The sequence below is a fragment of the Aquitalea sp. LB_tupeE genome (assembly GCF_013391415.1).
Lineage (GTDB): Bacteria > Pseudomonadota > Gammaproteobacteria > Burkholderiales > Chromobacteriaceae > Aquitalea.
Genome location: NZ_JACAXB010000013.1, coordinates 189,002 through 215,695, shown reverse-complemented (window position 1 = coordinate 215,695; position 26,694 = coordinate 189,002). Strand labels below are relative to the sequence as shown.

Annotated in this window: 22 protein-coding genes; 6 read left to right on the top strand and 16 right to left on the bottom strand. The window is 60.4% G+C overall.

The features are described from left to right. Positions 1 to 129: 129 nt before the first annotated feature. Positions 130 to 444 carry a hypothetical protein gene (locus HWX34_RS06325; RefSeq protein ID WP_178971450.1) on the top strand — a complete coding sequence of 105 codons (315 nt, stop codon included), beginning with the start codon at positions 130 to 132 and terminating at the stop codon, positions 442 to 444. Positions 445 to 458: 14 nt separating this feature from the next. Here HWX34_RS06325 and ggt read toward each other — a convergent pair whose 3' ends face one another. The 11 genes from ggt to HWX34_RS21545 form a co-directional block, all read right to left on the bottom strand. Then, the gene (ggt, locus tag HWX34_RS06320; protein WP_178971449.1) at positions 459 to 2,177 is read right to left on the bottom strand and encodes a gamma-glutamyltransferase; all 1,719 of its coding nucleotides are present in this window, start codon (positions 2,175 to 2,177) and stop codon (positions 459 to 461) included. 152 nt (positions 2,178 to 2,329) lie between these two features. Beyond that, on the bottom strand, positions 2,330 to 3,682 hold the full coding sequence (locus tag HWX34_RS06315) for a glutamine synthetase family protein (RefSeq protein ID WP_178971448.1): 1,353 nt from the start codon (positions 3,680 to 3,682) through the stop codon (positions 2,330 to 2,332). 574 nt (positions 3,683 to 4,256) lie between these two features. Further along, positions 4,257 to 5,867, bottom strand: coding sequence for a methyl-accepting chemotaxis protein (locus tag HWX34_RS06310; protein ID WP_178971447.1), 1,611 nt, complete (start codon positions 5,865 to 5,867; stop codon positions 4,257 to 4,259). A gap of 267 nt (positions 5,868 to 6,134) precedes the next feature. Continuing rightward, positions 6,135 to 7,517: a DUF2252 domain-containing protein gene (locus HWX34_RS06305; protein ID WP_178971446.1), complete on the bottom strand. Its 1,383-nt coding sequence runs from the start codon at positions 7,515 to 7,517 to the stop codon at positions 6,135 to 6,137. A gap of 96 nt (positions 7,518 to 7,613) precedes the next feature. Beyond that, complete coding sequence (locus HWX34_RS06300) at positions 7,614 to 8,372, bottom strand: S9 family peptidase (protein WP_178971445.1); 759 nt, start codon at positions 8,370 to 8,372, stop codon at positions 7,614 to 7,616. Between the two features lie 251 nt (positions 8,373 to 8,623). After that, complete coding sequence (locus HWX34_RS06295) at positions 8,624 to 8,983, bottom strand: hypothetical protein (protein ID WP_178971444.1); 360 nt, start codon at positions 8,981 to 8,983, stop codon at positions 8,624 to 8,626. A gap of 76 nt (positions 8,984 to 9,059) precedes the next feature. Further along, positions 9,060 to 9,512 carry a DUF2214 family protein gene (locus tag HWX34_RS06290; RefSeq protein WP_178971443.1) on the bottom strand — a complete coding sequence of 151 codons (453 nt, stop codon included), beginning with the start codon at positions 9,510 to 9,512 and terminating at the stop codon, positions 9,060 to 9,062. A 176-nt stretch (positions 9,513 to 9,688) separates the two neighbouring features. After that, a complete protein-coding gene (locus tag HWX34_RS06285) occupies positions 9,689 to 10,948 on the bottom strand; it encodes a glutamate-5-semialdehyde dehydrogenase (RefSeq protein ID WP_178971442.1) in 1,260 nt (419 codons plus the stop codon). A 104-nt stretch (positions 10,949 to 11,052) separates the two neighbouring features. After that, the gene (locus tag HWX34_RS06280) at positions 11,053 to 11,439 is read right to left on the bottom strand and encodes a DUF1987 domain-containing protein (protein WP_178971441.1); all 387 of its coding nucleotides are present in this window, start codon (positions 11,437 to 11,439) and stop codon (positions 11,053 to 11,055) included. Positions 11,440 to 11,450: 11 nt separating this feature from the next. Further along, positions 11,451 to 12,008: a SiaB family protein kinase gene (locus tag HWX34_RS06275; RefSeq protein WP_178971440.1), complete on the bottom strand. Its 558-nt coding sequence runs from the start codon at positions 12,006 to 12,008 to the stop codon at positions 11,451 to 11,453. A 27-nt stretch (positions 12,009 to 12,035) separates the two neighbouring features. Continuing rightward, positions 12,036 to 13,202, bottom strand: coding sequence for a SpoIIE family protein phosphatase (locus tag HWX34_RS21545; RefSeq protein WP_218645073.1), 1,167 nt, complete (start codon positions 13,200 to 13,202; stop codon positions 12,036 to 12,038). A 379-nt stretch (positions 13,203 to 13,581) separates the two neighbouring features. On the opposite strand from HWX34_RS21545, the gene HWX34_RS06265 reads away from it, so the two are divergent. Beyond that, positions 13,582 to 15,480 carry a propionate--CoA ligase gene (locus tag HWX34_RS06265; protein ID WP_178971439.1) on the top strand — a complete coding sequence of 633 codons (1,899 nt, stop codon included), beginning with the start codon at positions 13,582 to 13,584 and terminating at the stop codon, positions 15,478 to 15,480. A gap of 100 nt (positions 15,481 to 15,580) precedes the next feature. On the opposite strand, the gene HWX34_RS06260 is transcribed toward HWX34_RS06265, so the two are convergent. Continuing rightward, a complete protein-coding gene (locus HWX34_RS06260) occupies positions 15,581 to 17,206 on the bottom strand; it encodes a methyl-accepting chemotaxis protein (RefSeq protein ID WP_178971438.1) in 1,626 nt (541 codons plus the stop codon). 238 nt (positions 17,207 to 17,444) lie between these two features. Further along, positions 17,445 to 18,743, bottom strand: coding sequence for a DUF3422 family protein (locus HWX34_RS06255; RefSeq protein WP_178971437.1), 1,299 nt, complete (start codon positions 18,741 to 18,743; stop codon positions 17,445 to 17,447). A 360-nt stretch (positions 18,744 to 19,103) separates the two neighbouring features. Here HWX34_RS06255 and HWX34_RS06250 point away from each other — a divergent pair, with 360 nt between their 5' ends. Genes HWX34_RS06250 through HWX34_RS06235 form a run of 4 tightly spaced genes read left to right on the top strand, consistent with a single transcriptional unit; the run spans position 19,104 to position 22,965 of the window. Further along, positions 19,104 to 20,096, top strand: coding sequence for a sulfate ABC transporter substrate-binding protein (locus HWX34_RS06250; protein ID WP_178971436.1), 993 nt, complete (start codon positions 19,104 to 19,106; stop codon positions 20,094 to 20,096). A gap of 20 nt (positions 20,097 to 20,116) precedes the next feature. Next, the gene (gene cysT, locus HWX34_RS06245) at positions 20,117 to 20,947 is read left to right on the top strand and encodes a sulfate ABC transporter permease subunit CysT (RefSeq protein ID WP_178971555.1); all 831 of its coding nucleotides are present in this window, start codon (positions 20,117 to 20,119) and stop codon (positions 20,945 to 20,947) included. A 9-nt stretch (positions 20,948 to 20,956) separates the two neighbouring features. Further along, positions 20,957 to 21,835, top strand: a complete 879-nt coding sequence (cysW, locus tag HWX34_RS06240; protein ID WP_178971435.1) for a sulfate ABC transporter permease subunit CysW — start codon at positions 20,957 to 20,959, stop codon at positions 21,833 to 21,835. Positions 21,836 to 21,882: 47 nt separating this feature from the next. After that, the gene (locus HWX34_RS06235; protein WP_178971434.1) at positions 21,883 to 22,965 is read left to right on the top strand and encodes a sulfate/molybdate ABC transporter ATP-binding protein; all 1,083 of its coding nucleotides are present in this window, start codon (positions 21,883 to 21,885) and stop codon (positions 22,963 to 22,965) included. Between the two features lie 98 nt (positions 22,966 to 23,063). Here HWX34_RS06235 and HWX34_RS06230 read toward each other — a convergent pair whose 3' ends face one another. The 3 genes from HWX34_RS06230 to HWX34_RS06220 all read right to left on the bottom strand — a co-directional run bounded on the left by HWX34_RS06230 (position 23,064) and on the right by HWX34_RS06220 (position 26,680). Beyond that, positions 23,064 to 24,674 (bottom strand): inorganic phosphate transporter, encoded by a 1,611-nt coding sequence (locus HWX34_RS06230; protein ID WP_178971433.1) that lies wholly within the window; start codon positions 24,672 to 24,674, stop codon positions 23,064 to 23,066. 158 nt (positions 24,675 to 24,832) lie between these two features. Then, a complete protein-coding gene (locus tag HWX34_RS06225) occupies positions 24,833 to 25,264 on the bottom strand; it encodes a DciA family protein (protein ID WP_178971432.1) in 432 nt (143 codons plus the stop codon). A 99-nt stretch (positions 25,265 to 25,363) separates the two neighbouring features. Then, positions 25,364 to 26,680, bottom strand: coding sequence for an AAA-associated domain-containing protein (locus tag HWX34_RS06220; protein ID WP_178971431.1), 1,317 nt, complete (start codon positions 26,678 to 26,680; stop codon positions 25,364 to 25,366). Positions 26,681 to 26,694 lie beyond the last annotated feature (14 nt).

Here is a 26,694-nt window from a genome sequence, read left to right as displayed (position 1 = left end):
GGAGCAGGCTGGCGTCTCTCGAACTAATTAGCTAGCAGTTGATCTATCACAAATATTAAAATAAGCACATAAGTCGATACCGTCTGATGTTGTGGATTTCATTCTTTATTTGGGGAAAATTTCTACACCATGCTCACTTTTGTCTTGCTAAGCCTGTTGAGTGTCATCCTGTTGCTGCTGTGGCTGCGTCAGACCGGCAAACCCAACAAGCAGAGCCGGGATGCGGACAGCCGCATTTATGCGGCCCATACCCAATCACGCCCGCTGGAGCCGCTGGAACATAGCACCGGCCAGGCCTTTGGCCTGTTGCTCAAGGCGGCGCGCGGTGATCGCGCGCAAGTAGAAAAGTGGATCACGGCCGCACAGCAGCAAAGCATGCCGCCACTGGATCGTGACCGCGCCATTGCCGAGCTGGCCCAGCGCTTGCAGGCCAGCCGTCGCTGAGCGCGGCCAGCCCCCTAATCACCCAGTACCACGCCTTCCCGGCGCGGGTCCGCGCCGCCGACATAGCCACGTGAGGTTTTGACGATGGCCGACAGGCCGCTGGTCATTTCTACCTGCCGGACCACATGTCCCATGGCTTGCAAGGTACTGGCCTGCGCATCCAGACCGCGTCCGCTTTCCAGTTCGGTATCGCCATTGCGGTTGCCATAATGCGGCAGGCTGACCGCTTGCTGCGGGTCGAGTTTCCAGTCCAGCAAGCCCAGTAGCGTCTGGCCGACATAGCCGATGATCTGGCTGCCACCCGGCGAGCCGGTGGCCAGTACGAATTGCCGCCTGGCATCAAACACCATGGTGGGTGACATGCTGCTGCGCGGGCGCTTGCGCGCCCCCACCCGGTTGGCAACCGGTGTGCCGTTTTCATCCGGACGGAAGGAAAAGTCGGTCAGCTGGTTGTTCAACAAGAAGCCCTTCACCATCAGCCGACTGCCAAACTGGTCTTCGATGGAGGTGGTCATGCTGACTACCCGTCCGGCGCCGTCCACAATGTTCAGATGCGAGGTGCAAGGAAATTCCGGTGCGCTGTCCCGACCATAGCGACTGAGCCGGATGCCGGATGGCTCCCCGGCTGTGGCGCGGCCCATGCTGTGGGCCGGGTCGATCAGCTGGCTGCGCTGTTGCAGGTAGTCTGGTGCAATCAGCGCCTGGCTGGGGACGCTGACAAAGCCAGGGTCGGCCAGGTAGCGGTTGCGGTCGGCAAACGCCAGTTTGTTGGCCTCGGCAAACAAGTGGATGGTGCTGCTGCCGGTGGGTGGCATCTGCGCCAGCGGGAAGCGCTGCAATATGCCCAGCATCTGCAATACGGCCGCACCGCCGGAGCTGGGTGCATCCATGCCGCACACCTGCCAGCTGCGATAGGCACCGCACAGTGGTTTACGCTCGATGGCCTGGTAGGCGGCCAGATCCGAAGCGAGCATATGGCCGGGGTTGGCCGAATGATGGTTGACGGCTTCGATAATGGCCCGGCCGATTTCACCCTGGTAGAACGCTGCCGGGCCTTGCTTGGCCAGCAATTCCAGCGTGGCGGCGTAGTCCGGGTTTTTCAGCAGGCTGCCAAGCGGCTGCGGACGGCCATCCGCCTGATAGAAATACGCCCGTGCCTGTGGGTCCTGTTGCAAGAAGCGCTCGCTCTCCAGCAGGGTGTGCAGGCGTGGTGACACGGTAAAACCGTTACGCGCCAGTGTAATGGCGGGCTGGAACAGGCTGGCCCAGGAGAGCTTGCCACCTTGCTGGTGCGCCAGTTTCAGCATGGCCACCACACCGGGCACGCCCACCGAGCGGCCACCCACCACGGCGCGGTAAAAATCCATCGGCTGCCCGTTTTTTTGCAAAAACAGGTTTGCCTCGGCAGTAGCCGGCGCGGTTTCCCTGCCGTCAAAACTGGTGAGTTTGCGGCCATCGAAATACAGCATGAAAGCCCCGCCACCGATGCCGGAAGATTGTGGCTCGGTCAGCCCCAGCACCAGCTGGGCGGCGATGGCGGCATCAATGGCACTGCCACCACGACGCAGGATGTCGCGCGCGGCTTGGCTGGCATAGGGATTGGCGGTGCTGACCATGCTGTGGCGGCTGTAGACGGCAGGGCGGGCCTGAAAGCCGCTGGCCGCTTCCGGGGCTGCAGTATCGGCCAGTGCGCACAGCGGCACCAGCAACAAGAGCAGGGCAGTAAAACGCATGTCATTCCTCGGGGATGGGGTTGGCAGTCTGGTCCTGACAGGACAACAGCATGGTGGCCCAGGCATTCGGCAGGGTCAATCCAGCGCGGTTGACATGAAAAAAGCTGCCAGTCGCAACAGGGCGGCTGGCAGCTTGGCGGGCTGGGTGAAGATCAGGCCAGCGTGGTCAGGTACTGGCGTTCCCAGGCGGTGATCTGGTTGTGGTAGTGGCTCAGTTCGATGTCCTTCACGGCCAGATACGCATCGGTGAATTCCTGACCGAACAGGCGCTTGGCGGTATCGTGCGCAGCCATCAGGGCGCAGGCGGCATCCAGGGTGTTGGGCAGGGTGGCGGCGTCGTCATTGTTAAAGACATTGCCTACGGCCGCTTCACTCGGGCTGCGTTTTTCTTCCACACCCAACAGGCCGGCCCCCAGGCTGGCGGCCAGCGACAGATAGGGGTTGGCATCGCAGCCGGGCAAGCGGTTTTCCACGCGACGGGCGGCCGGGCCGGATACCGGAACACGGATGCCCACAGAGCGGTTGTCCACTCCCCAGCTGACATTGACCGGCGCTGCCAGGCCCTTGACGAAGCGGCGGAAGGAGTTGGGACTGGGGCAGAACAGCGGCATCAGGTGCGGCAGATATTGTTGCAGGCCGCCAATATAGTGGAAGAAATCCGGGCTGGCTTCGCCATCGGCCAGACTGAACACATTGTTGCCCTGGCCATCCACCACGCTCTGATGCAAGTGCATGGAACTGCCGGGCTGGCCGGACAGTGGTTTGGCCATGCACACCACGTTCAACCCGTGCTGGTAGCCGATTTCCTTCAGCGCGTACTTGAACAGGAAGGTCTGGTCGGCCAGCTCCAGCGCATTGCCGTGCTTGAGGTTGATCTCGAACTGGCTGGGGCCCATTTCATGGACATAGGTATCGGTGTCGATGCCCAGCTGTTCACAGGCGCGGTACAGGTCGTCAAAAAAGCCTTCCAGATCATTCAGCGTGGAAAAGCTGAAGGCATCGAAGCCGCTTTCACGACGGCCGGTGCGCAGCGCCGGAGCCTGATAGGGCTGATCGGCGTCGGCATGGGCGGCGAAAATGTAGAATTCCAGCTCGGGTGCTACCACCGGGGTCCAGCCGCGTGCCTGATAGCGGGCCAGGATGTTTTTCAGTGCGGAACGCGGGGCCAGCGGTGACAGGCTGTCGTCGTGGTCGATGTTGTCACACACAACCAGCGCGCGCGGGGTTTTGGCCCAGGGCACCGGGCGCAGGGTGGCAAAGTCCGGGCGCAGCACCACGTCCGGATCGTTCTCGCCGTAAAAACGGTAATCGGGGAATTCGCCCACGCAAGTCTGGATGGCCACGGCGCGGGCAATGCGCAATTCCTGGCCCTTGATCAGGGCCTGTGCGGGCAGGGTCTTGCCACGCGGGAATCCGCTGACATCGGCAAAAGCCAGTTCAACGTCGCGGACGTTTTGTTGCGTCAACCATTCGGCCTGAGCAGCCGTGATGGAGAGTTGGGACATGCAGGTCTCCCTTGGAGCGTTCTTGATTGTTTCATCTATCTGCCTGTCTGTCGGTCATGCATTTTTTTGATTTTGCGGGCTTGGCCCTGTGGGCATTATGCCACCGGCAGGGGGGAGGGCAAGCGTGACGTCGCCTTGTTGGTCGGATGTGGCCCAAATACAAGGCTGCTGTAGGAGGCAGGCCACAGTATGATCACAAACCACACCTCGCATTTTGTATGGAGTGCGCGGTATTGTTGCCATGCAAGAGCGGATGGACGGGAGTGAAACGGGAAGACTGTACCAGTAAGCGCTTCCCCGAACAGGCTGGACGCTGCCGGGTTCTGCTGCGCTGTTGGACTGCTGGGTCAGCAGGCATAGGGCTGGATCTATCGTGTGATCACAAATTCCATCAGACTTGCGGAGACATGCAGCGCTCGTGTCATGCAAGGGCCGCGTGATGGGGATGGGGCGGGAAGGCCGTGCTAGCCACTACCTTCCCGAATAAGCCCGGCGCTGCCAGGTTTGCTTCTCTATCTGCACATCACTTTGCCGGCAGCCGGGCCGCCGGTTGCTATGGGACGGGCTTACCGCGTCAGAGCCGGAAGCGGGATACCGAAGCGTTCAGTTGCTGTGCGTGATTGTCGATGTTGTGCATGGCTTCCACTGCCAGTTGTACCGAGGACTGGGTTTCCTCCACCACACCGGCCACCTGTTCCACGCTGACGGCAATATTGGCACCGGCCTGGCTTTGCTCGGTCATGGCGCTCACCACCGCATGCAGGCTTTCCAGGGCCGCTTGGGTCTGACGGCTGATGGTATCCAGCGTTTCTGCCGCCTGGTTGGCCTTGCCTACCCCCAGTTGCACTGCCGGGCGGATTTCTTCCATGCGGCCTGCTACCGTGCCGGTTTCGTTGACCACCGCCTGGACGATATGGGTGATTTCATCAGTGGCGGTCGCGGTGCGTTCGGCCAGTTTGCGCACTTCATCGGCCACCACGGCAAAGCCGCGCCCCATTTCACCGGCGCGTGCGGCTTCGATGGCAGCATTCAAAGCCAACAGGTTGGTCTGGTTGGCAATGTCGCGAATGGTTTCGGCAATGCCGCTGATATTGCGGGTGCGTTCGGCCAGGCTGCCCACCATGTCGCTGACGTCACCCACCTGGGTGGCAATGGACTGAATACCGCTGGCCGCTTCCTTGGCCACGACTTCGCCCTCGCGTGCCAGCTGGCTGGAGCGGCGCGCACCTTCTTCCGAGCCGCCGGCATTGTCTTTGACGTGATCGATACTGACCGACAGCTGCTCGATGGAGGCTGCGGCGGATGCGGTCGAGTTGCTGGCAATGCCGGAAACCTCGTCCACTTTCTGCATTTGTTGCGACAGTTGCTGACCGGCCACGCCGATATCATCGGTGGACTGGCGGATCTGGCTGATCATTTCCCGCAGCTTTTGCTGCATTTCCTGCATGGCGGCCAACAGGCTCTCCGGCGGGCCATTCACTTCGATCCGCTCGGTCAGGTCGCCCTGGGCAATGTGCCGTACCACCTGAGCGGCATAGGCAGGTTCGCCCCCCAGCGAGCGCACGATGCTGCGCGACATGGCCGTACCTAACAGTATCAGCGTCACCACGGCCACGGCGCTGAGCACCAGCAGTACCGTGCCTTGTTTCCAGAACAGGGCGTCGATATCGTCAATGAAGAAGCCCGTGCCTATCGTCCAGCCCCAGGGGTCGAAACGCACCACGCCATTGAGCTTGGGCAATTGTTCCTTGTTGGCCCCACGCGAGGTGAGGATGGTGACAATGCCGTAGTGGTCCTTTTGCAGGGCTTCGTCATACACCGCTACCGTGGTGCGGCCATCGGGCACCGTGCTGCCCATGTCGACCTTGCCTTCGCGCTCGGTCTTGGGATGCAGTACCAGACGGTTATCCTTGTCACGGGCAAAGAAGTAAATGTCATCCACTTTCAGTGCCTTGAGTGTCTTGCGCGCCTGGTCTTGCGCCTGCTGGCGGTTCAGCTTGCCGCTGGCTTCCTGCTTGGCATAGTAGTCCAGCGTGTTTTCCGCCATGCGCAACAGCATGGTGATTTGCTCGCGTTTTTCACTCTGCAGCGTGCTGCGTGTGATGTACAAGGAGGATGCCGCCAGCGCGATCAGGGCAAAAAGGCTGGCGGCAATGATGATGATGAGGCGGGTATTGACTCGCACGGTTGTCTTCCCGGTTGGCTGTATTGGTTTTGTCAAACACCGTCATGGCGCCTTGTCTTGCTGCGTTTTATCCAGACCACAGGGTCGGGCAACACAGCTTGTTATTCGGGCAATGGCCGGTGAGGAGTTATGTAGTAAGTCCGTTTTTGCAATCGGCATTAAAAATATACCGTGGCATTTTTAATACTAAACCGTGTTCTCCGGGGAAAATAACTGCTGAAAACCCCAATCCGGCCAATGCTTGTGTCGTTTTTTCAACTCTTTTGTTTATAGCTCCTGTTTGGCCAGTGCGGCAGTGAAAACCGCAAAATCACGTTCCACCTGATCAGCATAAGCAGTGGCATAGCTGGCAATGGCCTGGTCGAATTTGTCTGACTGACCGATATAGCCAGCCAGTTCGGCCGCGCGTCCGCCGGATTTGGCATGTGCCCTGGCCAGTGCCCAGGCGCAGGCCTGGCCAAAGGCCGTCAGGCTGTCTGCACTGGTGAATGACTCCAGCGATGGCGCGGCCTTCATGTCACGCAGCTGGCGCACATAGAAGTGCCGCTCCCCCGGCCCGCTCGTCCAGCCCAGAAACACATCGCTGGCGGCTTGCATCAGCCGTTGGCCGAAGACTACCCGCTTGCCCTGATGCCCATGCACGCAAGCTGCGGTGTAGGGCTCCAGCACCGAACGACGCGCTTCTTTCAATTGCAAGAACAGCGGCTGGTCGAAGTTGTCCTGCAGCAACATCACCAGGCAACGCGTTCCCACACTGCCCACTCCCACCACCTTGAAAGCCGCGTCCACCAGCCGGAAGCGGTCCAGCAGCGTCTGACGGTCTTCCTTCAGGGTGTGGCGGTAGGCCGCCAGCATGGGGCGAACCAGATCATGCGCATGCCCTTCGCCCAGCCAGTGCTCGTCATTACCCCATACCTGGTCTTGTTGCTGCATGTGGAAAATGACGGGTGGATTGTCCTGCAGGCGCAGATTGCCATTGTCCAGCACGGTCATTTTGGGCAGCAGTTTTTCCTGTGTCTGGTTTCTGGCCTTGTCCGCCAGCTTGAGCAATTGTTGGCGTACCGTGTCGTTGGGTGAACGTTCCAGCAATTGCTCGAAGCCCACCTTGCAGTACCACAGCTCCAGCTGGCTGATACGGGCGTACTCCTGCATGCGGCGGCGATAAGTGCCCACCAGGTGGTAAACCGCCTGAACCGCGCTGGCTGTGTCAAAGCCGCGCTGGCGGGCAGCCAGTACCACGCTGACGGCCAGGCGTTTCAGGTCCCACTCCCAGGGGCCGTGATGGGTTTCGTCAAAATCGTTGATGTCGAACATCAGCTGGCGTTCCGGCGAGGCGAAAAAGCCGTAATTCATCAGGTGTGCATCGCCACATACCTGCAGATGAATGCCGCTGTCCGGTCCGGCGGCCAGGTCGGCGGCCTGAATCATGGCCATGCCGCGAAAAAAGGCAAACGGAGAGGCTTGCATGCGCTGGTAGCGCAGGCCAATCAGTCCGGGCACGCGGTCTGCCGAACTCTGGCGCAGCATGGCCAGCACGTCGCGCGTCGGGCTGAGCACGCATTCTGCCTGCCGGGTGCGGGGGCAGTGTTCACGTCTGGCCTTGCCGGCGGCAAGGCCATTTTCGTATTGCGGATGGGAAGTGCGAGGCATGAGGAGCAACCTGAATTGATGACAGTCAGCCCCAGTGTAATGGTTAAGTCATGAAATTTTGATGATTGGCGGCATGGCGTGCTGCTTGCGGCGGCTTCAGTCCTGCAACAGGAAGCGGGCAATGTGCTGCTGATAGCGCCGGGCGGCGTCCGGATGGGCCTGCCAGTGGGCAGCCAGCAGGTGCCCGGCACCGTCAATCAGCAAGCGGCTGCGGCTTTTGGCCTTGGTGGCGCTGGCATACAGTCGCTCGGTCAGGGCGCGGGGAATCACGGCATCATGTTCGGCCTCCACCAGCAGCAGGTGGCCGCGAAAACCAGCTAGCCGGTCCCAGGCATCACTCTTTTGCCAGCTATCTGGCTGGCGCAGCACGGTGCTGAATGCCGGGCCGAACGGGACGGTAAATGCCGCAGGAGTGTACACACCGGGGACTTGCAGAATCAGATGGCTGCACTGAATTTCACTTAACAGCCGGATGGCGATATACGCGCCCATGCTGCTGCCCAGCAAGGCCAATGGCTGTGTGTGCAGCCCGCTGGCCGCCAGCACAAGCTTTGCTTGGTGAACACGGTGCGCCAGGCTGGAGCCCATCAGGCTGCCGCCGGTTTCTCCATGACCGACAAAATCAAAAGCGGTACTGGCAATGTCTTGTTGTTGCAAGGTCTGACGCAGGGGCAGAAAAGGCGCACGCTGGCCATTGCCTGCTCCGTGCAATAACAGCAGATGGGCGCGTGGCTGCGGGCAATGCAGATGATCGCCGTGCAGCAGATGGTCGCCACAGGGCAGCGGGAACATGGACATGGCGGTGCAGGGGAAGGGCAAAACCGCAAGCTTGCCCCTTGTGCAGGTGCTTGTCATGCGGATTTTATCCACAGAATGATACACAGGTTGTGCACAGTATCCACCGATGCATGCATCACTCTGCTGTTTGTGCACAGCATGTTTGGTCGCCAGTGATGGGGCTTGTCACATAAATCAACGGCAAATGGCTAGTTATCCACAGCTTGTGCAGAAACTATTCAGGCTATCCACTGGCTAAAGCCTGTTTTGCATATTATCCACAGCCGTCCGGTAGGACGGCCAAGTGTCGTATCTGGGGTGCAAGCTGCTTATTCCGTGCAACGCTTGATCATGCGCTCCCAGGGCGGGGTGAGCGGGATGCCGTTTTGATCCACTTGCACCTGGCTTCCCGAGGCTTGCGGTGTGATGCTGACTTGCAGGCTGGTGTTACTGCTGACCGGGTTGAGCAGGCGGATGGCGGCGGCGCCCTCACTGGCGGTGTCCCGCTTGACATAATCGTCGGGAATTTTCAGACGGCGCATGCCTTGTTGCAAGCATTCGGCAATATCTGCCGGGGCCTTTGCGGACTGCAATTGCAAGGTGCTTTGCGCCTGCGCTGTGATGCTGGCGGAGAACACGCCAAGGCAAGCCAGGACAGCCAGGATACGGGACAGGGTCTGTGGTGGCATGGGGAGGTTTCCCGACAATAAAAAGAAATGGAGTGTTGTGTTGGCGGACTGGTTCCGCGTGCGCGGGCGGTAGATGTTAATGAGTGTTGAACAGTCCGCTATGCCAGGCGGTGGACAACAGCAGCAAGAGCAGCAGCAAGGCCAGTTGCCGACGGCTGGCGCGGCACAGCCGGCTGCGCAGCTCATCTGCTGGCAAGCGGCCCCTTTCCAGTCGTTCGCGGCATTGGCGCAGCAAGGACAGGCTGCGCCATTCCTGCGTGAACAGCAGCAGGCAACATAAGAGTTTGGCAAGAGCCGCGGGTGGCAAGCTGCCAGCTACCCACACTGGTTGCACTTGTTGCACCAGCATTGATATGCCGCTTAACAGCCACAAGCATAAGGCAAGATGCCACCAGTTATTGGCGCGCAGGCTACGCTGCCAGGCCGGCCCATCGGGTTGGTCGGCCAGATTGCGACCGCGTGCGGCAATGGCACCCAGGCCACAGCCCAGCGCCAGCAGGTGAAGCGTGGCAAGCAGCCATTGCAGCATGATGACCCCCCGGTCTGCCAAGTTTTCCTACACTAGAGAAGCCCTTGCAGGCTGGCAAGCGGTGACCGGAATAAAGGGCCGCAGCTGGCATGGCTGTGGGATATTTGCCGATGTCTGTCGGCACGCGGGCATGAAAAAACCGGCCGGAGCCGGTTTGTCAGAATGGATTGTCTGGCTCAGCCGCGTACCTGACCGTCGCCCAGTACCACCCATTTCTGGCTGGTCAGCCCTTCCAGGCCTACCGGGCCACGGGCGTGGATCTTGTCGGTGGAAATGCCGATTTCCGCGCCAAGGCCATATTCGAAGCCGTCGGCAAAGCGGGTGCTGGCATTCACCATCACACTGGAAGAGTCCACCTCGCGCAGGAAGCGACGGGCGCGGCCGTAGTCTTCGCTGACGATGGCATCGGTGTGATGACTGCCGTAATGGTTGATGTGCCCAATGGCGTCGTCCAGATCCTTCACCACCTTGATGGCCAGAATCGGGGCGGAATATTCGGTAAACCAGTCGTCTTCCGTTGCGGCCACTACCTTGTTGCCCAGAATGACGCGGGTGCGTTCGCAGCCACGCAGTTCCACGCCTTTTTCCCAGTAGGCTTCTGCCAGACGCGGCAGGATGAATTCGGCAAACGCAGTGTGCACCAACAGGGTTTCCATGGTGTTGCAAGGTGCATAGCGCTGGGTCTTGGCATTCATGGCGATATTGAAGGCCTTGTCCGGATTGGCGGTGTCGTCGATATAGACATGACAGTTGCCATCCAGATGCTTGATCACCGGCACGCGCGCTTCGGCGCTGATGCGGGCAATCAGGCTCTTGCCGCCACGCGGCACAATCACGTCGACATATTGCTGCATGGTGATCAATTCGCCCACGGCGGCGCGGTCGGTGGTTTCCACCACTTGCACCACTTCGGCGGGCAGGCCGGCCACGCGCAGGCCCTCGCTGACACAGGCGGCAATGGCCTGGTTGCTGTGGAAGGCTTCCGAGCCGCCACGCAGAATGGTGGCATTGCCGGATTTCAGGCACAGGCCGGCGGCATCGGCGGTGACATTGGGGCGGGCTTCGTAAATGATGCCCACCACGCCCAGCGGCACACGCATCTTGCCCAGCTGGATGCCGGAAGGGCGATAGCAGAAGTCGTCCATTTCACCCACCGGGTCGGGCAGGGCGGCGATCTGGCGCAGGCCTTCGGCCATGCTGGCGACGGTGGCTTCACTCAAGGCCAGGCGGTCGATGAAGGCGGCATCCAGCCCGGCGGCGCGGGCGGCGTCCAGGTCTTGCCGGTTGGCGGCCAACAGTTTGGCGCTGTCGCGCACGATGGCATCGGCCATGGCATTGAGTGCCTGGTTTTTCTGGCGGGTATCGGCCTTGGCAATGGCGCGGCTGGCTTTGCGCGCCGCCTGGCCGACGCGCTGCATGTAGTCCTTCACATTCATGGCGGATGTCCTGAATCAGATCTCGACGGGGTAGTCAGCCAGATTACCCCAAAACCTGCCGCTGTATCCAGTCAGCCGCCAAGTGGATATTGTCGGACAGTGATTTATTCCACCAGGGCGCAGGGGTGGAAATCCAGCGCGGTGAAGTCGTCGGCCACTTCCTGGCCAAATTCCAGAATGGTTTCGTCGTCCTCGATGTAGTGCCAGTTGAGGGTGACGTAATTGCCTGCTACTGCCGCATCGTTGAACAGGCCGAACAGTTCCAGCAGCACCTTGGTGCTGGAGCTGTTGAAGTAGGCCAGCTGTACATCCACAGTGACCTGGGTGGAGTGCAATGTCGGCAGGTAGGCCTGGATGGCCTGCATGATGGGGCCGAAAAAGGCATGGGCGTTTTCCGGATAGCTTTCGCCGCGCAGGCTCAGCTGGTGGCGGTCGAACTGGAAATTCACTTCCGGGGTGGACGAAGTGGGCGCGATATACAGGTTTTGCATGATGGCTGCTTTTAAATGGTGGCTTTGAGATAGAAGGTGGTAAACGGGCTGCTGCCGTTTTCTTCAACAAAATCAAATTCGATGGGGTTGCTGGAGTCACGGGCCACGGTGAGAAAACCAAGCCCGGCCCCCTTGCTGCCGGCTTCGCCTTCGGCGCGCAGTTTTTCCTTGTAGCGCGCCTTGATTTCCTCGTTGGTCATGGTTCGCAGCGGTTCCAGCTTGGCACGGATGTGCTCCACGCCTTCGCGGGTGATGGGATTGGCACACACCACATAGAACTGGCCGTCGGTCTCGCCCACCCATAGCGAACCCATGCGGATTTCATGGTCGGCGGCGCTGCTGGCGCTCAGGTGGTCGGAGGAGTAATGCACCACGTTCTGGGCCATTTCCACGAAGACGGAAAACAGCTTGCGGCGCGCGGTCTGGCTGGCGTCCAGGCTGGCCAGACGCAGGCGCAGCGAATCGCCCATCGCAGTGACTATGCTTTGCGAGAAGTAGCCGGTGTAGAAAAACACCACGTTTTCCTGGCGGGCCAGTTCTTTGAATCGGTGAAAATCGGTCAGGCTCATGCTGTGCTCTCTTGCTGCGGTAATGGGTCAGGCCAGATGGACGCCGAACAGGCTGACGTCGTCGCGGCGACTGTTGTCGCCCTGCCATTTGAGGAAGGCGTCGATCAGCAGCTTCTGTTGTTGCTGCATCGGCTTGCCAGCGTGCTTGAGGATGTTTTCCTTCAGCCGTTTTTTGCCAAAGCAGATGCGCTTGGGCCCGCCGATCTGGTCGATGATGCCGTCGGTGCTGATATACAGCCGACTGCCCACGGGCAAGTGCACTTGATGGTTGTCCCAGTGATAGTCCAGCGGGGTGCCGACGTAGCCCACACCTTTCTTGTTGCCGTCCAGTGTGTCCACTTCATCCTTGCCCGGTTGCAGCACGAACAGCGGTGTCTTCGCCGAGGCATAGGTCAGCGTGCGGCTGGCGTTGTCGAACCAGCAGAAGGCCCCGTCCATGCCGTCGTCCGAGTTCAGCTCGGGGTGGTCGGCAAGGCCGGCTTCTTCCGGGGTGAGCTGACCCAGCGACTGTTTTACCTGCTGGTTGATGGCGCGCAGTAGCGCGGCCGGATTGTGCAGGTCGTGGCTGCTCAGAACCTGCTTCAGCGTGGAGGCCATGATCAGCGTCATGAAGGCACCCGGCACGCCATGGCCGGTGCAGTCGATAACGGCGACAAAAAAACCATCCGGCCGTTTGACGAAGTAGTAATAGTCCCCGCCAACGATGTCGCGCGGGGCCCACACCATGAAATAGTCATCCAGGGTGCTGGCCATGTCGCGGCGCGAACTTTGCAGGAAAGACTGCTGGATCACGCTGGCGTAGTTGATGCTCTCCATCATCTGGCGGTGTTTTTCTGCCTGCTGGTCGGCCAGCGCCTGCATCAGCGACACGCCCTGACCCATGCCGGCATAGTGATTGTCCAGATTGATCAGAAAACCGTCAGACAGCACTTTGCGGTCGGCTTCCAGCGCCATGAAGGACAGCTCGGTGATGGGCGTCAGGTAGTCCACGATCAGCGGGCTGGCATTCATGAAAGCGGTGCAGGGCTTGCGGCCGAAGATTTCCCGGTGAAACGGTCGTGCCAGCGTACTCATGAAGGTATTGCGATTGATGATGCCCACCGCGCGTTGCTGTTCCACCACCGGAATGTTGGCCAGCGATTCGTCCTGCGAAAACAGCTCCATGACATGGTAGTTGTTGTCAGAAGGGCTCACGGTCGGCGGTGTTTGCAACAAATGGCCAGCCATTGTGGCGGTGTGTGCGGGCTGGGGCGTACTGTCTAGCGGCATGGTGTGTCTCGGCAAGAAGTGACTGGCGGCAGTCTAGGATTCCTGCGTGATGATTCGGTTACGACGCCATGAATTTTGCTTTATCGCTAATCAAATTAACCGCTATTAATAAATAAGTATTTCAAGTGAAGTTAGGGTATTTTTAGCGCTGCTGTTGTTGCTTCCGGCCCACCGCCAGCTTGGGCAGAGCGCTTTGGCCGTGATCAGGCTTGACCCTGTGAGGCAAAGGGCTTATTTTGTTAATCTAGCAACCGCTTGGTTGATAAATAAAACAATGAACTAGCCTACATCCTCGGGAGACTGCATGAGCGCCTATCAAGAATTCCACCGCCGTTCCATCGAGCAGCCAGATGTCTTCTGGGGTGCCGAGGCACAGCGGATTCACTGGCACAAGCCCTGTACGCAGGTGCTGCAATACGACAACCCACCGTTTCGGCACTGGTTTGCCGGTGGCGAAACCAACCTCTGCTACAACGCGGTAGACCGTCATCTGGAAACCCGGCCCGACCAGGCCGCGCTGATTCATGTGTCCAGCGAAACCGGTGCCGAACTCACCTACACCTACCGTCAGCTGCACGAAGAAGTCAGCCGCTTTGCCGCCATCATGCAGGCACAGGGCGTGGGCAAGGGGGACCGGGTATTGATTTACATGCCGATGATTCCCGAAGCCGTGTTTGCCATGCTGGCCACGGTGCGGCTGGGGGCCATTCACTCGGTGGTGTTTGGTGGTTTTGCCTCGGCCAGCCTGGCCACCCGTATCGAAGACGCCGCGCCCAAGCTCTTGGTGACTGCCGATGCCGGCATGCGTGGCGGCAAGGTGATTGCCTACAAACCGTTGGTGGACGAGGCCATGGAACTGGCAGGCACGGCGGCACCGGACAGGGTGATCCTGGTCAACCGTGGCCTCGCCGAAGCGCCGATGATGAAACCGGGGCGTGATCTGGATTACGCCAGCTTGCGCCAGCAGCATCTGGATGACCGTGCCGAGGTGGTGTGGGTGGAATCCAACCACCCCAGCTACATCCTCTACACCTCCGGCACTACCGGAAAGCCCAAGGGTGTGCAGCGCGACACCGGCGGCTATGCGGTGGCATTGGCTTCCAGCATGGAATACATCTACGGCGGCAAGCCGGGTGAAACCTTCTTCTCCACTTCGGACATCGGTTGGGTGGTGGGCCATTCCTACATCGTGTATGCCCCGCTGATCTGCGGCATGGCCACGCTGGTGTACGAAGGCCTGCCGATTCGTCCGGATCCGGGCATCTGGTGGCAGCTAGTGGAAAAATACCGTGCCACCATCATGTTCTCCGCCCCCACCGCCATCCGTGTGCTGAAGAAACAAGACCCGGCATGGCTGCACAAATACGATCTGTCCAGCCTGCGGGCCTTGTTCATGGCAGGCGAGCCGCTGGACGAACCCACCGCCAGCTGGATTTCCGAAGAACTGAAAATCCCGGTGCTGGACAACTACTGGCAGACCGAAACCGGTTGGCCGATGCTGACCGTGTGCAATGGCGTGGAAGCCTTGCCCACCAAGCTGGGCAGTCCCGGGTTGCCGGTGTATGGCTATAACGTGAAGCTGCTGGACGAAGCCACCGGCGAGGAAGTAGCGGCGGGTGAGAAGGGCGTGATTGCAGTGATTCCGCCGTTGCCACCGGGCTGCATGACTACGGTATGGGGGCAGGACGAACGTTTTGTGAACACCTATTTCAGCCTGTTCCAGGACCGCAAGGTGTACTCCTCGTTCGACTGGGGCATCCGGGATGCCGACGGCTATTTCACCATTCTTGGCCGCACCGATGACGTGATCAACGTGGCCGGCCACCGCCTGGGCACCCGGGAAATCGAGGAGGCCGTGTCTGGCCATTCCGCCATTGCCGAAGTGGCGGTGGTGGGCGTGCATGACACGCTAAAGGGGCAGGTGCCGCAGGCCTTTGCCGTGCTGCGCGACCCGTCGGTACTGAAGGACCCGGAAAAGAAAGCCGCACTGGAAAAAGAAGTGATTGCCAAGGTGGCATCCCAGCTGGGGGCCATTGCCAATCCGGCGCGGGTGTATTTCGTCAACCAGCTGCCCAAGACCCGTTCCGGCAAAGTGCTGCGCCGTTCTATCCAGGCGCTGGCCGAGGGACGGGATCCGGGTGACTTGACCACGCTGGACGACCCTACCGGGCTGGAACAAGTGCGCGAGGCAGTGCAGTCCTGACCGGATAAGCGATTGGGTGGAAGCAGCCGGTGCGGGTCAGTTACCGGCTGTGGATTCAGCCGCATCCTTTACCGGATGCGGTTTTTTTATGGCTGCTGAATCAGGTACGGAACACGCCAACCGCGGCATGCAGTGCCTTGGCATGGCTGCTCAGCTGGTCGGAGGCGGCTGCAGAGGCTTCCACCGTGGCCTGATTGGCCTCGGTCATGTTGGCCACCACTTCGATGCGCTGGGCCATGTCGGACATGGCGGTTTGTTGCTCGTGCAAGGCCAGGCTGATGCCCTGGATATGCTGGGCGATCTGGTCGGTGTTCTGACGGATGCTGCTGATGGCGTCGCGTGCCTTGTGGGTTTGCTCCACGCCGTGATTGGACGCATCCACGCTGCTTTGCATCACGCCCACTACACTGCTCATGCCCTGGCGGATGGTGTCGATCTGGCCGGAAATTTCCACCGTGGCCACGCCAGTGCGTTCGGCCAGTTTGCGTACTTCATCGGCTACCACCGCAAAGCCCCGGCCCATTTCCCCGGCGCGTGCCGCCTCAATCGCGGCATTGAGCGCCAACAGATTGGTCTGGTCGGCAATGTCATGAATGGTGCGGGTAATGGAGGCAATGGCGTCGGTCTGCTTGTCCAGGTCGTCAATCGCGGTGGCGGCACTGCCGATACGCTGGGCAATGTGGCTGATATCGCTGGCAGTGGAATGGATCAGCTGTTCGCAATCGCTCACCATGGCACCGGCATTGCGTGCTTCGTGGCCAACGTCTTCACTCTGGCTGCCCAGTTGCTGGATGCTTTGCAGCACTTCTTCCACCGATACACTCATCGAACGGGTGGATTCGCTTTGTACCGTACTGCTTTGCTGCAGATTGTGGGCGGCACCGCTCATGCTGTCGGCACTGCTGTCCAGTTCGCCGGACAAGGTGCGGATATTGCTGGTGATGTTGCGCAGCTGGCGCTGCATGGTGGACAGGCTGTCCATCAGGCTGCCCTGGCTGGCGGACGACAGTTCGATGCGCTGGCTCAGGTCGCCGCTGGCAATGCGGTTGGCCACTTCCATGGCCAGTGCCGGTTCGCCACCCAGTACGCCAAACACACGGCGGTAGAGCAGTAATCCACCCAGTACCACCACCACCACCAGCATGGCGGTCAGGCCCAGCATCATGTTGCGCAAATCGTTCGCCGTTTTGTTCATGGCGGCATAGGCAGCATTATCTGCCTTCTGGATTTGCTCGTTCAGGCTTTCAACCTGTTTGGTCAGTGCTTCGGCGCGGTCATCAAAGCCGCTGCCTTTTTCTTTCATCAACACATTGCCCGCTTCACGGCCACCTTCGACATAGGCCTTGGCCATGCGTTTGCCAACGTTGTAGAACTGGTCAAGGGCTTGTTGCATGCTGCTGACCTGACCAGCCAGTTGCGGGTCCAGCCGGGCAATGGTGGGCAGATTCTTTTGTACGGCCTGATAGTGCTCCTCAGCATCCTTGTAACCATCGGCGTCGCCGGTGGCGCTGACATCGGTCAGAAACTGCTGGATCTGCACCACGTGGTAGCGCACGTCCGTCATGTTCTGAACCAGTTCATTGGTGACGTCCTGTTCGTAATGCGCGGTCTGGTCTATGCGTTGCAGGCTGTACAGGGTGATCAGGCCCAGTCCAAGCAACAGGATGATGACAATGGCAATAAAGCCGGTCAGGACGGGTTTGAGCTTCTGGTTCTGGTGAGTCATGACGTGAATCCGTGCGGGGTGAGGCTAAGCCTGTTGTGATGTTGATTGGCGGATGTACATACAGGGGCGCACCGGCTGAATGACGCTTACCTTGGTACAGGCAGGGGATTTTCCGGGAATGTCTGAATGATGACAATCATCATTGTCAAACAATGGCCAATCAGTGACGCAGTGGCGGGCTATGAAAGTGCTGCTTTCTGGCAAACCGGCCTGCCAGAAGACGGCAGGCCGACCCGTTTCAATCGTGCCCGCCTACCAGCGAGGCTTTCAGCTTGTGCATGCTGAACCACACTGCCAGCGCCACCAGCGGAATGGCGATGCCGGTGAGTAGTTCCACGTTCAGATGCACGCCGACCGATTCCACTGCAGCCAGCAGGTGATGCAACAGGCTCACCATGTAATAAGTGAGTACCCCGACCGACAAGCCTTCCACCGTTTCCTGCAAGCGCAGTTGCAAGGCAGCGCGGCGGTCCATGCTGGCCAGCAAGGCGCGGTTCTGTTCTTCATGCAGCACCTCCACCCGGGTACGCAGCAAGGCAGTGGTGCGTTGCAGCCGGGCAGTGATGCGGTCTTGCCGCCGCAGCACGGTGTCGCAGGTGTTCATGGCCGGGGACAGTCGCCGCTCCATGAATTCGCGGAAGGGCTGCATGCCGGAGATGCGCTGTTCGCGCAGTTCGCCAATGCGGGCTTCTACCAGACGGTAGTAAGCCTGGGATGCGGAAAAACGGTACTGGCTTTCCGAAATCAGCTGTTCCACCCGGGTGGCCAGACCAGTCAGCTCGGACAGCAGTTGCGCGTCCGAGCCATTGCCCTCGCCGCTGGCCATGCGCTCGGTGATGGCGCGCAATTCAATACCCAGGTTATCCAGATCGCGCATTTGCTTCTTGGCAATCGGCAGTGCCAGCAAGGTGAGCATGCGGTAGGTTTCCAGCTCGAACAGCCGTTGCAGCATGCGGCCGGACTGGTTAGGGCCCATGGCGCGGTCCACCACCACATAACGGGAGAAGCCTTCGGCCAGACGGGCATCCGGGTGCAGTCGCAGGTCGGTATAGGCGGTGCCGTTGCCGTCGCCGATTTCTGCGCCAATCAGCTCGCGGCCGCCAAACCAGCGACTGGACATGTCGGCCAGCTCGGTTTCCCGCTCGGCCGGCAACAGCACAGCATGTAGTGCCACCAGCACCACGCCGGGCAGCTCGCGCAGCCAGGCCGACGGAATGCGGTCCAGCGGGGTGCGGTCGAAGGGGTCGTTGCAATCACCACTGACAATAAAGGTGTAGCGGGCAAATTCGGCATGCAAGGACCAGCGCACCAGCAGGTCGCCCGCGCTGGCCGAGTAATACGCCTGGCCGGGCAGCGGGGCGGGCAGGCCCATGCGCTGCGCCAGGTCGGCCAGTGCCGCGCGTTGTGGTGCATCGTCAAAGTCGTAATACAGGCTGAGCGAGGTCAGCCGCGCCGGCGAGGGAATGGCGGCATAGGGCCGGGCATGGGCCTCTTCGTTCAGTTCACGGCGCAGGTGATGCGGGGTGAGTGTGGTCATGACAGGTCCTGAATAGAAACGGTTTCAGGACTGGGGTGGCCGCCAGCCTGCCCAGTACTCAAACCGCTTGCGCGCATCAGCATACCCGAACGTCACTGCTGCACACCATGCAATTACCACGCCAGCGTAGCTGCCCTTGTACTGAGCACCATTCAGCAAGGGTCGGGTTGCGGTGTGACGCGCTTCAGGCCAGTCGGGCCGTGATGGTTTGCAGACAGCCTGCATGGCCCAGTGGAAACTTGCTTGTCACCCGTCAGGGGTTTGATAGATTAATTTTATATAAGTGTAGGTAATAATATTATTAAATCGAATAAGGATGGCGGGTTAGCATGATGCATTCCCACCATTCTGGAGTCCATCATGAAATTGCGCGCTTTTGCTGCGGTGTTGGCAGCATTACTGTCCGCCCATGTGCTGGCCGATGCCAGCTTGCTGAATGTGTCTTACGACGTGATGCGCGATTTCTACAAGGACTACAACCCGGCCTTCCAGAAAGCCTACAAGGCCAAGACCGGCGAAACCGTCAGCATCCAGCAGTCGCATGGCGGCTCCAGCAAGCAGGCCTTGTCGGTGGCCAATGGCCTGGCGGCGGATGTCATCACCATGAACCAGGCCTCGGACATCGACCTGCTGGCCACACGCGGCCTGATTCCGGCCAACTGGTCCAGCCGCCTGCCCAATGCCTCGGTGCCGTTCACTTCCACCACGGTATTCCTGGTGCGCAAGGGCAACCCGCACAAGGTGCGCGACTGGAACGACCTGGCCAAGCCCGGCCTGCAAGTGATCATTCCCAACCCGAAAACCTCGGGTAACGGCCGCTACACCTATCTGGCGGCCTGGGGGGCAGGGCTGAAGCAGCCAGGTGGTAGCGAAGCCAAGGCGCGTGCACTGGTGACTGGCATCTTCAAGAATGTACCGGTGCTGGATGGAGGTGGCCGCGCTGCCACCACCACCTTCATGCAGCGCCAGATCGGCGATGTGCTGGTGACGTTTGAAAACGAAGCCGAGCTGATTGCCCGCGAGTTTGGCCGTGGCAGCTTTGAAATCGTCTACCCGCCGCTATCGGTGCTGGCGGAAAACCCGGTGGCTGTGGTTGACAAGGTGGTGGACAAGAAAGGTACGCGCAAACAGGCGGAAGACTATCTGCGCTTCTTGTGGAGTACCGAAGGCCAGACCATTGCCGCACAAAACTATCTGCGTCCGCAGGACAAGGCCGTGGCGCAGAAATTCGATGCCCAGTTTCCCTATGTGAAAACCTTCACGGTGCAAAGCGTGTTCGGTTCCTGGGCGGCGGTCAACAAAAAGCACTTTGCCGATGGCGGCGTGTTTGACCAGATCTACAGCAAGCATTAAGCGGAGCGACTGTGAGCAATATCCTCAATTTGCGCCATAGCGTACTGCCGGGCTTCCGGCTCAGCTTTGGCATTACTTTGTTCTGGCTGGCGCTGATCGTGCTGCTGCCGTTTGCCGCGCTGGTGTATTCCACCGTCGGCATGGGCTGGGATGGTTTCGCCGCTGCGGTGGGCAGCCCGCGGGTGATGGCATCCATCCGGCTGTCGTTTGCTACTGCCGGATTGTCCGCCCTCATCAACCTGGTGTTCGGTTTTCTGGTGGCCTGGGTGCTGGTGCGCTACCCCTTCCCGGGCAAGCGGCTGGTGGATGCGCTGGTGGACCTGCCCTTTGCCCTGCCCACGGCGGTGGCTGGTATCGCGCTGACCACGCTGTATGCGCCTAATGGCTGGATCGGCCAGTTTCTGTCCCCGCTGGGCATCAAGGTGGCATTCACCCCGCTGGGCATCATCGTGGCGCTTACTTTCATTGGCCTGCCCTTTGTGGTGCGCACGGTCCAGCCGGTACTGGAAGACCTGGAAAAAGAGCTGGAAGAAGCCGCCACCTGCCTGGGTGCCAGCCGCTGGGACATTTTCCGTCGGGTAATTTTCCCGGCCACGCTGCCCTCGCTGATTACCGGCGGCACCATGGCCTTTGCCCGTGCGACGGGTGAATACGGCTCGGTTATCTTCATTGCCGGCAATATTCCGATGGTGTCGGAAATCGCCCCCTTGATCATCGTTTCCAAGCTGGACCAGTTCGACCAGCAAGGCGCTACCGCGGTGGCACTGGTGATGCTGGGCATTTCCTTTGTCTTCCTGTTGGTAATCAACCTGATCCAGTGGTGGGCCGCACGCCGCCACGGTGCGCGCTAAGGAGTCCACATGGCTAATCTGACGACTGAAAGCCGCCCGGTACGCTATGCGCTGACGGGGGTGGCGCTGGTGTTCCTGTTCCTGTTCTTGTTGCTGCCTTTGATTGGCGTGTTCTGGGAAGCGTTGCACAAGGGCTGGCAGCTGTACCTCACCGCGCTGGTGGAGCCGGAGGCGCTGTCCGCCATCAAGCTGACGCTGATTTCCGCCGCCATTGCCGTGCCGCTCAACCTGGTGTTTGGCGTGGCGGCAGCCTGGGCGATTGCCCGCTTTGATTTTCGTGGCAAAAGTCTGCTCACTACCCTGATCGACCTGCCGTTTGCCGTGTCGCCGGTGGTAGCCGGGCTGATGTTCATCCTGCTGTTCGGGGCCAATACCGTCGTGGGCGGCTGGCTGCAAGACCACGGCCTGCAGGTGATTTTTGCGGTACCGGGCATTGTGCTGGCGACAGTATTTGTCACCTTTCCCTTTGTTGCACGTGAGCTGATTCCGCTGATGCAGTCGCAAGGGGCGGATGAAGAACAAGCCGCCATCGTGCTGGGGGCCAGCGGCTGGCAGACCTTCCGCAAGGTGACGCTGCCCAATATCAAGTGGGGCCTGTTGTACGGGGTGATCCTCACCAATGCCCGTGCCATGGGCGAATTTGGCGCGGTCAGCGTGGTATCCGGCCATATCCGCGGGGAAACCAACACCATCCCGCTGCATGTGGAAATTCTTTACAACGAATACAACTTCGTTGGCGCGTTTGCCTGCGCCTCGCTGCTGGCCTTGCTGGCGCTGGTGACCCTGCTGGTGAAATCGCTGGTGGAATGGCGGCTGCATCGTCAGCAACAGGCCTCCACCCTGCGCACCGCCGAAGCCCGCCTGCAAGCCCAGGCAGCACAACCCTGAACCGAATGATGTGAACCGCTGCCAGGGGCGGCGGCCGGAGAGCCACGATGAGTATTGAAATCCGTAATATCCGCAAACAGTTTGGCCAGTTCACTGCGCTGGACAATGTCAGTCTTGATGTCGCGTCCGGCGAGCTGCTGGCCTTGCTGGGCCCGTCCGGCTGCGGCAAGACCACCTTGCTGCGCATCATTGCCGGTCTGGAAAAGCCCGACGCCGGTCAGGTGCTGTTTGGTGGTGCCGACGCCACCCACACCCATGTGGCCGAGCGCCAGGTAGGCTTTGTATTCCAGCATTACGCGCTGTTCCGCCATATGACGGTATTCGACAACGTGGCCTTCGGCCTGTCGGTGAAGCCGCGCCGCGAACGCCCGTCACAAGAGGAAATCCGCGAACGGGTGATGAAGCTGTTGAAGATGGTGCAACTGGACTGGCTGGCGGATGCCTATCCCGGCCAGTTGTCCGGCGGCCAGCGCCAGCGTATCGCCCTGGCCCGCTCGCTGGCGGTAGAGCCCAAGGTGCTGCTGCTGGACGAACCCTTCGGCGCACTGGATGCCAAGGTGCGCAAGGATTTGCGCCGCTGGCTGCGTGACCTGCACAACGACATGCACATCACCAGCGTGTTCGTGACCCACGATCAGGAAGAGGCGCTGGAAGTGTCCGACCGCGTGGTGGTGATGGATCACGGCCATATCGAGCAGGTGGGCCGCCCGGATGATATCTACGAACATCCGGCGACGCCCTTTGTCACCCAGTTCCTGGGCGATGTGAACCTGTTCCATGGCCGGGTGGATGCCGGTCAGCTCACCATCGGCAGTTATGAACAGGCGCTGGGCCAGCATCAGGATGCCGACGGCGATGCCGCCGTAGCCTATGTGCGCCCGCATGATCTGGACCTGACCTTGCAGGCCGATGGTGCATTGGCGCAAGGCCGGGTTGAGCACATTCACGCGGTCGGGCCGGTGGTGCGGGTCGAGCTGCGGCAGGCAGATGGCCAGACCATCGAAGCTGCGGTGAGCAAGGAGCGTTTCCGTGGCTTGGGCATTGTGCCGGGCGACACCGTGTACGTGACACCGCGCAAGCTGGCGGTGTTTCTGAAAGATGCCCCCGGACAGCAGGACTATGTGATCTGATTCCGTTTTGCCAGAACACGGAAAAGCCGCCCACGGGCGGCTTTTTTCATGAAGAGCGGTAAGCGCGATGTCAGTAGGGCACCTGCGCTGGCGCAGGCTCAGACAAACAGCTTGCTGAACACCCAGTACAGACTGGCCGACAAGGCAATGGCTACCGGCAGAGTCAGCACCCAGGCCAGCAACAGGTTGCGCAGGGTATCCAGTTGCAGGCCAGAGCGGTTGGCCGCCATGGTACCGGCCACGCCGGATGACAGTACGTGGGTGGTGGAAACCGGCAGACCAAAGGCATCGGCAGCCCCAATGGTGCTCATGGCCACCAGTTCGGCCGAAGCTCCCTGGGCATAGGTCAGATGGGTTTTGCCGATTTTTTCGCCCACGGTTACCACAATGCGGCGCCAACCCACCATGGTGCCCAGGCCCAGTGCAATGGCCACGGTCACTTTCACCCAGGTGGGAATGAACTTGGTGGCAGCATCCAGCTCACCCTTGAAGGTTTTCAGATTGCCAAGCGTGGTCTGATCCAGATGCGCGTCCTTGCTTTGCTGCAACAGGCGGATGGATTCGGACGCCAGGTACATATCATTGCGGACATTGCCCACCGAGGCCTGCGGCACGGCGGCAAGGCTGCCGTGGGTTTCGATCTGTTTGCCAATCTGGCCGGTCACGGCGGCCAGCGCCGGTACCACATCGGCCTCCCAGTGCTGGTTGCGGATATAGCGGGTCAGCACCATGCGCGGCTCTGACGGTGCCGCGGCCGGTACGGCTTGCTGCAGCGACTGTTGCGTGGCCTGGGCCACCAGCACGAACTTGCCCATTTCGCTGGCAGGCAGCGCCCGGTTAAGGCCATAGGACAGCGGTACCGTGCCGACCAGGATCAGCATGATCAGGCCCATGCCTTTCTGACCATCGTTGGAACCGTGGGCAAACGATACGCCCGAGCAGGTCAGAACCAGCAGGCTGCGAATCCACCACGGCGGGGCATCCTTGGTTTCCGGTGCTGCAAACAGCTGTGGCTGCTTGACCAGACGCTTGAGCAGCACCAACAGCAGGGCAGCACAGAAAAAGCCCACCAATGGCGACAGCAGCAGTGAATAGCCCACCTTGCTCACCTGGGTCCAGTCCACCCCGCTGGTGCCGTCGCGGCCATGCATCAGCGCATTGGCAATGCCTACACCGATGATGGAGCCGATCAGGGTGTGCGAGGAGGAGGCGGGCAGGCCCAGCCACCAGGTACCCAGATTCCACAGGATGGCGGCAATCAGCAGCGCAAACACCATGGCAAAACCGGCGCTGGAACCCACTTGCAGGATCAGCTCCACCGGCAGCAGCGAAATGATGCCAAAAGCCACGGCACCGCTGGAAGTGAGTACACCGAGGAAGTTGAACAGGCCAGACCACACTACCGCCACGTGCGGTGGCAGGGAGTGGGTGTAAATCACCGTGGCAACCGCATTGGCCGTGTCGTGAAAGCCATTGACGAACTCGAAGCCCAGTGCAATCAGCAGCGCCAGAATCAGCAACAGGATGGAAATCCAGCTGCCATGGCGGGCAATGGTGTCATTGACATCGTGAAACAGGTTCAGTCCGGCAAACAGCAAGCCGCCAATCAGCAGAGCCACGAACAATAAAACGGTGCTGCTGTTGGTCGGGCGATGTACTGCCGTTGCGGCCGTACTGCGGCTGAGTGCCACCTCGGAAGACTGGCTCATGAAAACTCCTTGATCATATCCAGATAGCATTGATACGCCAGACAGATTGCAAGAGAGTTACAGTTAAGCTGTTATTGATTGATTTAAAACAAAATTTAATATATTGCCGTGAAGGGCACAGCTTGCAACAGGCGTACAGCGGCCTCCGGGTGGTCCATTCAGCGCTGGCGGTGATGGGCAATCAGCCGCGCCAGTGCCGCGCTGACCAGCGGGTTGCTGACTTGCTGGGCTCCGGCTTCGATTTCGGCCAGCGCCTGCTGGCTGATGCCGATGCGCTTGGGCGGCGGCGGCGGGGGTGTCAGGTGGATGTCCACCTTGATACGTACCTTGCTGGCGCTGTAGCCGCGAGCCTCCAGCGGGGCCAGCAGGCCGTTGCCCATCATGCGCAGCCGCGCTGCAACAATGCCGTTATTGGCAAACACCACCAGCTCGCCATCGCGAATGCGCACGGCACGGCAAGCTTCGGCCAGTTGCGGCGGCAACTGGCTGCGGAATACCTGGTCCAGCGCCATCAGCGCATTGGCCTCGCGCGTAAGCTGGCGCAGCGTGCTGTCACCACGGGCGATATCTTCAAACTGGCGTTCTGACATGGGACGTCTGACTGGGTGGAAGCAGGTATTGTAGCCGAATAATGCACAAGGGCCGCCACCTGGGGGGTGCGGCCCTTGTGTCCACTACCATACAGCAGTTTACTGTCCGCCTTCCATGTCTTCCAGACTGAAGGTTTCGCTGTGGTCGTTGTAGGAGAAGATTTCCGCGTAGCGGCCCCAGCTGATCACCGTATCCAGCGTTTCCTCGGCGGCGCTGTCGCTGAGCGAGTCTTCCAGCTCCTGTTCAAAGCGCAGGCGCGGTGCGCGCTGGCCCGGACGTTCCTGCAATACACGGCGTATACGGGCGGCCAGCGGAATATGGCGCAGCAGATGCTCGGCAAACAGCACCTTGCGTTCCTGCGTGCCGTAGTCGGCAAACAGTTTGCCGGCGGCGGTCAGTTCGATATCGCCGTCGCGCAGTTCGACAAAGCCCAGGTGCTCCAGCGTTTCGGCCACTGGGAACAGGTCGTCCACTTCCAGCAGCAGCTTGCTACCGATTTCCGGCAGGTCGGCGCGGCCGTTGTATGGCGCGGCGGCCAGCGCTTCCATCAGGCCGGCCATCAGGTTGGTGGACACTTCGGTCAAGGGGCTGCCGATTTCCAGCTGCACCTTGTGCAGGGTGTCGGCGCTGCGGCGCTGGGTCATCAGCGCGTAGATGTCGTCCACCATCTTGCGGAAAGCCGGGTCCAGCCGGTTGCGCGGATGGGCAAACGGTACCTTGATTTCAGCGACTACACGGCCGGGATTGGACGACAACACCATGATGCGGTCGCACATGAATACGGCTTCTTCGATGTTGTGGGTGACGATCAGCACCGACTTGATCGGCAGTTGCTTCTGGTTCCACAGGTCGAGCAGGTCGGTACGCAGGGTTTCGGCAGTCAGTACGTCCAGCGCGGAGAACGGTTCGTCCATCAGCAAGAGGGTGGGGTTCACCACCAGGCCACGGGCAAAGCCCACACGCTGGCGCATGCCGCCGGACAGTTCGCGCGGGTAGGCGTTTTCAAAGCCGTCCAGGCCGATCAGGTCGATGGCGGCCAGTGCGCGGCGGCGGCGCTCCTTGGGCTCCACGCCCAGGGCTTCCAGCCCTGCTTCCACGTTTTGCAGTACGGTCAGCCACGGGAACAGGGCAAAGGTCTGAAACACCATGGCCACGCCTTCGGCAGGGCCGGTCAGCGGTTGGCCGCAGTAGTTCACTTCGCCGCTGCTGGCCTGGATCAGCCCGGCAATGATGCGCAGCAGGGTGGACTTGCCCGAACCGGAGCGGCCCAAGAGGCCGACGATTTCGCCTTCGTGCAGGGTGAGGTTGACGTCGTCCAGTACCTGGATATCGTCTTCACCGCCCTTGTGATAGCCCTTGTCGACATGCTTGAGGGAGAAGATTTCCTGCCGCAGGGTTGTGGTTTCGTTGTGCATGATTTTCCCCCTGG

What these genes read in the sequence shown, in the direction of transcription:
- HWX34_RS06290 (WP_178971443.1), bottom strand. Translation starts at nt 9,512, where the DNA reads ATGCTGCAATGGCTGCTTGCCACGCTTCACCTGCTGGCGCTGGGCTGT.
- HWX34_RS06315 (WP_178971448.1), bottom strand. Translation starts at nt 3,682, where the DNA reads ATGTCCCAACTCTCCATCACGGCTGCTCAGGCCGAATGGTTGACGCAA.
- HWX34_RS06295 (WP_178971444.1), bottom strand. Translation starts at nt 8,983, where the DNA reads ATGCCACCACAGACCCTGTCCCGTATCCTGGCTGTCCTGGCTTGCCTT.
- HWX34_RS06285 (WP_178971442.1), bottom strand. Translation starts at nt 10,948, where the DNA reads ATGAATGTGAAGGACTACATGCAGCGCGTCGGCCAGGCGGCGCGCAAA.
- ggt (WP_178971449.1), bottom strand. Translation starts at nt 2,177, where the DNA reads ATGCGTTTTACTGCCCTGCTCTTGTTGCTGGTGCCGCTGTGCGCACTG.
- HWX34_RS06265 (WP_178971439.1), top strand. Translation starts at nt 13,582, where the DNA reads ATGAGCGCCTATCAAGAATTCCACCGCCGTTCCATCGAGCAGCCAGAT.
- HWX34_RS06250 (WP_178971436.1), top strand. Translation starts at nt 19,104, where the DNA reads ATGAAATTGCGCGCTTTTGCTGCGGTGTTGGCAGCATTACTGTCCGCC.
- cysW (WP_178971435.1), top strand. Translation starts at nt 20,957, where the DNA reads ATGGCTAATCTGACGACTGAAAGCCGCCCGGTACGCTATGCGCTGACG.
- HWX34_RS06230 (WP_178971433.1), bottom strand. Translation starts at nt 24,674, where the DNA reads ATGAGCCAGTCTTCCGAGGTGGCACTCAGCCGCAGTACGGCCGCAACG.
- HWX34_RS06235 (WP_178971434.1), top strand. Translation starts at nt 21,883, where the DNA reads ATGAGTATTGAAATCCGTAATATCCGCAAACAGTTTGGCCAGTTCACT.
- HWX34_RS06280 (WP_178971441.1), bottom strand. Translation starts at nt 11,439, where the DNA reads ATGCAAAACCTGTATATCGCGCCCACTTCGTCCACCCCGGAAGTGAAT.
- HWX34_RS06220 (WP_178971431.1), bottom strand. Translation starts at nt 26,680, where the DNA reads ATGCACAACGAAACCACAACCCTGCGGCAGGAAATCTTCTCCCTCAAG.
- HWX34_RS06325 (WP_178971450.1), top strand. Translation starts at nt 130, where the DNA reads ATGCTCACTTTTGTCTTGCTAAGCCTGTTGAGTGTCATCCTGTTGCTG.
- HWX34_RS06275 (WP_178971440.1), bottom strand. Translation starts at nt 12,008, where the DNA reads ATGAGCCTGACCGATTTTCACCGATTCAAAGAACTGGCCCGCCAGGAA.
- HWX34_RS06305 (WP_178971446.1), bottom strand. Translation starts at nt 7,517, where the DNA reads ATGCCTCGCACTTCCCATCCGCAATACGAAAATGGCCTTGCCGCCGGC.
- HWX34_RS06225 (WP_178971432.1), bottom strand. Translation starts at nt 25,264, where the DNA reads ATGTCAGAACGCCAGTTTGAAGATATCGCCCGTGGTGACAGCACGCTG.
- HWX34_RS06300 (WP_178971445.1), bottom strand. Translation starts at nt 8,372, where the DNA reads ATGACAAGCACCTGCACAAGGGGCAAGCTTGCGGTTTTGCCCTTCCCC.
- HWX34_RS06255 (WP_178971437.1), bottom strand. Translation starts at nt 18,743, where the DNA reads ATGACCACACTCACCCCGCATCACCTGCGCCGTGAACTGAACGAAGAG.
- HWX34_RS06260 (WP_178971438.1), bottom strand. Translation starts at nt 17,206, where the DNA reads ATGACTCACCAGAACCAGAAGCTCAAACCCGTCCTGACCGGCTTTATT.